This is a genomic window from Parahoeflea olei (assembly GCF_001703635.1).
Classification (GTDB): Bacteria; Pseudomonadota; Alphaproteobacteria; order Rhizobiales; family Rhizobiaceae; genus Hoeflea; species Hoeflea olei.
On record NZ_LQZT01000010.1, the window covers coordinates 61,624 to 68,591 of the forward strand.

Sequence of the window (6,968 nt, forward strand, 5' to 3'; positions counted from 1 at the left end):
CCCCCATGCCGCCTGCGGAGAGGCAAGCCTGCCCGATGCAGGTGAATGCGACAAAATCAGAGATAGCGGCCGCCCGTCGCGTCTCAAAAGCCGGCGCGTGGCACCCTAGCGGTCGCGGCTGGCGATGAAACGGGCGGTTTCGACAAGGGTATGGCCCGCGTCGCCGAACGGTTCGAGCAACACTGCGGCCTCCTGCACCAGCGTGTCGAGGCGCGCGCGCGCCGCATCGACCCCGTGGAGCGACACCAGCGTCCCCTTGCCGCGGCCGGCATCCTTGCCGGCGGCCTTGCCGAGCGTGGCCGCGTCGGAGGTGACGTCGAGCAGATCGTCGGCAAGCTGGAAGGCAAGTCCGATGATTTCGCCGAACCGGGTCATGCGCGCGAGCGTTTGCGCATCCGCGCCCGAGGTGAGCGCGCCCGCCGCGCAGGCATAGCGCAGCAATGCCCCGGTCTTCATCGCCTGCAACCGCACGATTCCGGCTTCGTCCGGCGCCACCCGTTCGGCATGAAGGTCGAGCGCCTGCCCGCCGACCATGCCGCCCACGCCGGCGGCGCGGGAGAGCTGGCCGATCAGCGCAAGCCTGGCCTGGTCCGGCAAATGCGTTTCCGGCGCGGCGAGAATGTCGAAGGCCATGGTGAGCAGCGCGTCTCCCGCCAGAATCGCGGTCGCCTCATCGAAGGCGACATGCACCGTCGGCTGGCCGCGCCTCAGATCGTCGTCGTCCATCGCCGGCAGATCGTCATGGATCAGCGAATAGCAGTGGATGCATTCAAGCGCCGCGGCAACCCGGAGTGCCGCATCCCGCGGGCCGCCGAGCATCCGCACCGTCTCGATCACCAGGAACGGGCGCAACCGCTTGCCGCCGTTGAGCACGCCATGGCGCATCGCCTGCATCAGATGCGGCGGGCGGCCGATCTCGCCCTCGAGCGGGGTTTCGGAAAGAAGGGCAGCGAGCAGCGCCGCCACATCCCGCGCCGCACCGTCGAGCCGTGCGGCAAAGCTGTCTTCATGTGCCATGTCCATATCGGGTTTCTTGCCATGCCGCGCCGCGCGCGGCAACGGTTTGTTTGTGTCCCGCGCCCGCCCGCCGGGGCTGGCATTGCAGCCGCAAGCTGGGTAAGGACAAGGGCAGGAAAGCAAGCAGGCGCCGCCGGCAGCGGCGCCTTTCATCCAGGGAAAGCCAGGTGGCCAGAAAGACCAGCAGCGAGACTTCCCGGCCGCAACAGGCCTGGCCGGAGCCCGGGCGTGACAAACCGCCGCGCCGCGCCATCTGGTGGCGGCTGGGGAAATGGCTCGTGCTGCTGCTGCTGGCGGTGGTGGCCCTGCCCTATCTGCTGATCCCGCTCTACGCGCTGCCGCAGATCCGCCCGGTGTCCACGCTGATGCTCGGCGAGGTGCTGACAGGCCGCGCCTATGAGCGCCAGTGGGTCGGGTTCGACGACATCGCCCCGGTGCTGGTGCAATCGGTGATGATGTCGGAAGACGGAAAATACTGCACCCATTCGGGCATCGACTGGGAGGCGCTGAACATGGTGATCGACAACGCGCTCGAAGGCGAAGCCACCCGCGGCGCCAGCACCATCGCCATGCAGACGGCCAAGAACCTGTTCCTGCCCTCCTCCAGAACGGTCGTGCGCAAGGCGCTGGAGATCCCGCTGGCGATGTGGATGGATGCGGTCTGGTCGAAGCGACGGCTGATGGAGATCTATCTCAACGTCGCCGAATGGGCGCCGGGCATCTATGGCGCGGAAGCCGCGGCGCAGGCCTATTTCGGGGTTCCGGCGGCGAAACTGTCGCCGCGCCAGTCGGCGCTGATGGCGGTCACGCTGCCCAATCCGATCCGGCGCAATGCCGCCGATCCCTCCGCCGCCATGCGCAAGCTCGCCCGGGTGATCGAGCAGCGGGCGCGGCAATCGGGCGCCTACATCAAATGTCTTTATGACTGAGTTCAACTGAATTCGCTTTGCCGGCGCCCGGCGCCATGCGACCAAATCCTCCTCGCTCCAACAGCCGACAGGAGGCCCCGATGGGCACGGCACTGCTTTATATCGGCAACAAGAACTATTCGTCGTGGTCGCTGCGCCCCTGGATCGGCCTGCGCGTGGCGGGGATCGCCTTCGAGGAAAAACTCGTTCCCTTCGACATGGCGGCCGGCAACCCCGCCTTCAAGGCCTTCTCGCCGACCGGCAAGGTTCCGGTTCTGGTGGATGACGGCCTGACGGTGTGGGAATCACTGGCCATCCTCGACCACATGGCGCGCAAGCATCCCGAGGCCGGGCTCTGGCCCGAAGACCAGGCGCTGCGCAGCCGCGCCATGGCGATGAGCGCGGAAATGATGTCGTCGTTCCAGGCGCTGCGCGGCGCCTGCCCGATGAACATGCGCCGGCCCCGCGCGCCGATTGCGCGAACGCCTGCCATCGACGCCGATGTCGCGCGCATCGAGGCGCTCTGGAGCCAGTCGCTCGCACTCTCCGGAGGCCCGTTCCTGCTCGGCAGGTTTTCGATTGCCGACGCCATGTTCGCGCCGGTGGTCAATCGTCTCGATGTCTACGGCTTCGAAACCGGCCCGGAGGTCGCCGCCTACATGGACCGCGTCAAGGCGCTTCCGGCCTGGCGGGAATGGGAGGCGGCCGGACGCGCCGAACCCTGGACCGTGGTCGAGGACGAAGCCTGAAGCGGGCGGCGGGACGCGGCGGCAACCCCTGCCGCGTCCGCGCCAAAAAAATGCCGTCCGCCGCTGGTCAAACCCGCAAGAGACATGTATAAGCCCGTCAAATTTCCGAAATCGGCATGCGTCAGTTTCGGCCCCCGGGTCGGCCGTCGATCATGTCTAGATGTTGAACTGGAGTTCGTCATGGCTGTTCCAAAGCGTAAAACCACCCCGTCCAAGCGCGGCATGCGCCGTGCAGCGGACGCCCTCAAGGCCCCGACCTATGTCGAGGACAAGAATTCCGGCGAACTGCGCCGCCCGCACCACATCGACCTGAAGACCGGCATGTATCGCGGCCGCCAGGTGCTGACGCCGAAAGAAAGCGCCTAAGTCTTTCAAGACGATCGATGGCTTGCGAAGCCGGTCCCTGGGGCCGGCTTTTTGCATATGCGCATGCCGCAGGGCCTGATCGACGCCCCGGGCCACACCCGCACCTTGGGCCGGCAACGTCAATGCTGCAGGCCAACTTCACCCCGATCAGCGCCCGTGGCCGATCCTTGAGGCTGCAAACGCAAACGCCCGGAAACCGAAGTTCCCGGGCGTCTTGTGATCACGGCAACCGGCCGCATCGGCCGGTTCCGGGCTCGATGGTTCAGGCAGCCTGAATGGTCGAAACGGCGGTCTTGCCGGTGCGACGATCTTCGGCGGTGTCGAACGACACCTTCTGGCCTTCGGAAAGGCCGCGCATGCCGGCGCGCTCGAGTGCAGTGGCGTGAACGAAGACGTCCTTGCTGCCGTCCTCGGGAGCGATAAAGCCGAAGCCCTTCTGGTCGTTGTAGAATTTGACAGTACCGGTTTTCATGGGAGGTCCTTTTTGTCCATGAATGATATTTCCCCGAACAAGCGCTCTTCAAAGCGCTCGGCGCAGGCGTTCGTCATCGAATTTAAGTGAAGTGTTGAGCCTGTCACCGTCTGTTGCGGTGCGCGACCAAGTCGTCCGGTCAAAAATCGATTGCTCTGGTATACACGGTTTCGGGTCGTCTCACAAGCAAAAGCGAAAAAACCCTGCCGCGGCCCTCTGCGCGGGCTCGCTCCCGGGCCTCCCGGAGCCGCGCCGCGACCGGCCTTCGCACCGCTGCGATCGGGGCTTCCGGCCCCATCCGGCGCTTCACGATCTGTCACACAGTCCGGGCCGAATGTGATAGGCTGAGAATTTACCGCGGCCCGAAAACGGGCTATCAGAGTTTATTCAATCGATTTAAGATGGATCTTTCATGACTGTTCAGGCCGCCTCGACGCCCTCTTTCGTCTCTCCGCAACGGCTTGCCGTCTCCCTGATGTTTCTCGCCAACGGCTTCCTGGTGGGCAGTTGGGCGCCCAAGATCCCGGAATTCGCGACACGGCTTGCTCTTGATGAAAGCGCGCTCGGGCTGATGATCATGTGTTTCGGCATCGGCTCGCTCTGCGCCATGCCGCTGGTCGGCGCGCTGATTTCCAGACGCGGTTCGCGTCTGCCGGTGCTCGTGCTGGCAGCGATTTCGGTGACGGCCCTGCCGCTGGTCACAATGGCCTCGACCATCGTGTCCGCCGCCTGTGCGCTGTTCCTGTTCGGCGCCGTCACCGGCGGCATGGACGTGGCCATGAACGCCAATGCGGTCGAGGTCGAAAAACGCATGCACCGGGCGATCATGTCGTCCTGCCACGGCTTCTGGAGCCTGGGGGGCGTGGCGGGCGCCGGCCTTGGCGGGCTGGCGATCGCCTGGTTCGGCACCACGGCACACGCCCTTGCCGCCGCGGCGCTGATCGCAATCGCCGTCGTGCTCGCCTGGCCGCGACTGCTGTCCGATCCGCCGCCGGCTGCATCCGACGACGCCACTGCGGGGACGGCCGGCGGCCGGCGCCCGAATCTCTTCACGGCTGGCGCCACCGTCTGGCTGACCGGCATCATCTGCCTGATCATGATGACCCCGGAGGGCGCGATCCTGGATTGGGGCGCGCTTTACATGCGCCAGGAACTCGGCGCCAGCCCTGCGCTTTCGGGCCTGGCCTTCGGCGCCTTTTCGGCGGCGATGGCAACCATGCGCTTTCTCGGCGACATCGTGCGCGACCGGCTGGGCGCCGTCACCACATTCCGCGTTTCGGCGGGACTGGCGATGATCGGCCTGGGTGCGGCGGGCCTGGCGCCGTCGGCCGAGCTGGCGGTGATCGGCTTCGCGGTTGCGGGCCTCGGCCTCGCCAATACCGTGCCGATCGCCTTCTCCGCGGCCGGCAACCTGCCTGGCATGCCCCAGGGTGTGGCGATCTCGCTGGTCACCTTCATGGGCTATTCGGGCATCCTGTTCGCACCGTCCGTGATCGGCTTCATCGCCGAACACACCGGTTTCGCGCCGATCTATCTCGGGCTTCCGGTGCTGGTTGCCATTCCGCTCGCCTTTTCGGGCCTGATGCGCCATGCCGACCGCGGCGAACGTCCGGGCACCGACTGAGCCCCCGTCGGCGGATCAGGAAGCTGCGAAGTCCCGCATCCAGCCGAGGCCGTCGCCGGTGGCGCCGCGCGGGCGGTATTCGCATCCGACAAAACCGCCATATCCCAGATCGTCGAGCGCCCGGAGGATCCGCAGATCGTCGAGTTCGCCGGTTCCCGGCTCGTTTCGAAAGGGAACCGAGGCGATCTGGACATGGCCGATCAGCGGCATCAGCTGCTCGAGCCCGCGCAGCACGTCGCCGCGCAGGATCTGCCGGTGGTAGATGTCGAACTGCAGCTTGACATTGTCGCGGCCCAGATCCCCGATCAGCTCTGCCGCATGGTCGAAATCATCGAGATAGTAGCCCGGCATGTCGCGCCGGTTGATCGGCTCGATCAGCACCGTAATGCCCTTCTCGGCCGCCGCGTCGGCGGCATGGGCCAAAGCCTCCCGATAGGCCGTGCGATGCGCCTCGCTGCGCCGGTCGGCGATTCCCGCCATCATGTGCAGCCGCCGCGTGCCGAGCACCGCCGCATGGTCGAGCGCGGTCCGGACCGACTGACGGAACCCGTCGCGTCGCCCGGGCAGTGCCGCAAGCCCGCGCTCGCCGGCTTCCCAATCGCCCGGCGGCAGGTTGAACAGGACCTGTTCGAGGCCTGCCGCCTGAAGCCGCGCGGCGATCTCGTGGGGATCGAACTCATAGGGGAACAGGAACTCGACAGCCTCGAACCCGGCCCTGGCCGCGGCCGCGAAGCGGTCCAGAAAGGCGTGTTCAGCAAACATCATCGACAGGTTGGCTGCAAACCGCGGCATGCACATGTTCCTCCTTGTGGACGGGCCGTCCCCGGACCGCCGTTTGATCCGGTTCAAGGCAAAACCGGCCATTTGCGCGGACCGGCAGTGTTTCGCGGCACCCCGGTCAGGAAGCCCGCCGCCCCTCGTCCGCTTCGCCCTCCGGCTCGCCGATGCCCCCGACGAACACCCGGATGGCAAGATCGAGCCGGCGGCGATAGGCCTCTTCGCGATGGCACTCGGACAGGTTGGAAATCAGATGTTCGAGAATGCTTTCATGCGCCATGTCGGTCATCAGCCGCGCCGCGCTTTCCGTATCGCTGATGCGAATCTCTCCTCGCGCCACGGAGCGGTCGAGCTCGAGCCGGATCATCGCATGAAGCGCATAAGGCCCTTCCTGAAGGAAGCCATGGACCAGCTCGGGCTGCTTGTCCCCCTCGGCCACCACCGCCCGCAACAGCGCCAGCGGCAGGGGGTCCGTGAATTTCTCCGCCGCAGGCGTCAGGATCAGGCGCAGCCGCTCGGCCAATGGCAGGTCGAACTGGTGCGGCTCGAGCGGTCGCGCCACGCTGCTGCGGATGCGGCGCACGACGGCCGCAAACAGCGCCGCCCGGCTTTCGAACACCTCGTAGAGCGTGCGCTTGGACATGCCCGCTTCCCGGGCGATCGCCGCCATCGACGCTCCGCCGAGCCCTGCGGACAGGATCACCCGCTCGGCGACATCGATGATGATGGCCTCCCGTTCACCGAGGTCGAGCTGGCGCGGCCGACCGGGACCCCGGCAGGGAATGCAGCTTTTCGGCAACAAGATTTACCTCCGTTTTTGCACGTGCGGCGTTTCGCTTGCGCAATGCAAAAAATCAATTATAAAACTGACTGGTTTCCATATTAGCCGCTCCCGGTGCATTCGCCAAGCGGTCCCTCCAAAATCAGCGGAGATGAGCAATGAAGGTCGCGACTTGCGCTTTCCTTTCTGCCCTGTGCCTCGTCACAACGGCTTCAAGCACCCTGGCGCAGCAGGAGCAGCGCCCGCCCACGCCGGTGACGGTGGTGACGGTCTC

8 protein-coding genes are annotated in these 6,968 nt (G+C 66.1%); 4 read left to right on the forward strand and 4 right to left on the reverse strand.

Going from position 1 to position 6,968, the window contains the following annotated elements; all coding sequences use genetic code 11:
- Positions 1–105: 105 nt before the first annotated feature.
- On the reverse strand, positions 106–1,023 hold the full coding sequence (locus AWJ14_RS08225) for a polyprenyl synthetase family protein (RefSeq protein WP_066177362.1): 918 nt from the start codon (positions 1,021–1,023) through the stop codon (positions 106–108).
- A 245-nt stretch (positions 1,024–1,268) separates the two neighbouring features.
- Here AWJ14_RS08225 and mtgA point away from each other — a divergent pair, with 245 nt between their 5' ends.
- From mtgA to rpmF, 3 genes are all read left to right on the forward strand, one after another.
- Entirely contained in the window at positions 1,269–1,946 is a 678-nt protein-coding gene (gene mtgA, locus AWJ14_RS08230; protein ID WP_066177385.1) for a monofunctional biosynthetic peptidoglycan transglycosylase, read from the forward strand.
- 80 nt (positions 1,947–2,026) lie between these two features.
- The gene (locus tag AWJ14_RS08235) at positions 2,027–2,674 is read left to right on the forward strand and encodes a glutathione S-transferase family protein (RefSeq protein WP_066177365.1); all 648 of its coding nucleotides are present in this window, start codon (positions 2,027–2,029) and stop codon (positions 2,672–2,674) included.
- Positions 2,675–2,854: 180 nt separating this feature from the next.
- Positions 2,855–3,040: a 50S ribosomal protein L32 gene (gene rpmF, locus AWJ14_RS08240; protein WP_026173944.1), complete on the forward strand. Its 186-nt coding sequence runs from the start codon at positions 2,855–2,857 to the stop codon at positions 3,038–3,040.
- A gap of 262 nt (positions 3,041–3,302) precedes the next feature.
- Here the strand turns inward: rpmF and AWJ14_RS08245 are convergent, their stop codons facing one another.
- Positions 3,303–3,512 carry a cold-shock protein gene (locus tag AWJ14_RS08245; RefSeq protein WP_066177369.1) on the reverse strand — a complete coding sequence of 70 codons (210 nt, stop codon included), beginning with the start codon at positions 3,510–3,512 and terminating at the stop codon, positions 3,303–3,305.
- A 412-nt stretch (positions 3,513–3,924) separates the two neighbouring features.
- Here AWJ14_RS08245 and AWJ14_RS08250 point away from each other — a divergent pair, with 412 nt between their 5' ends.
- Positions 3,925–5,136 (forward strand): MFS transporter, encoded by a 1,212-nt coding sequence (locus AWJ14_RS08250; protein ID WP_066177372.1) that lies wholly within the window; start codon positions 3,925–3,927, stop codon positions 5,134–5,136.
- Positions 5,137–5,151: 15 nt separating this feature from the next.
- Here the strand turns inward: AWJ14_RS08250 and otnI are convergent, their stop codons facing one another.
- Together otnI and AWJ14_RS08260 are read right to left on the reverse strand one after the other, a co-directional pair.
- On the reverse strand, positions 5,152–5,928 hold the full coding sequence (gene otnI, locus AWJ14_RS08255) for a 2-oxo-tetronate isomerase (RefSeq protein WP_066177374.1): 777 nt from the start codon (positions 5,926–5,928) through the stop codon (positions 5,152–5,154).
- 106 nt (positions 5,929–6,034) lie between these two features.
- A complete protein-coding gene (locus AWJ14_RS08260) occupies positions 6,035–6,715 on the reverse strand; it encodes a TetR/AcrR family transcriptional regulator (protein WP_066177376.1) in 681 nt (226 codons plus the stop codon).
- Between the last annotated feature and the right edge of the window lie 253 nt (positions 6,716–6,968).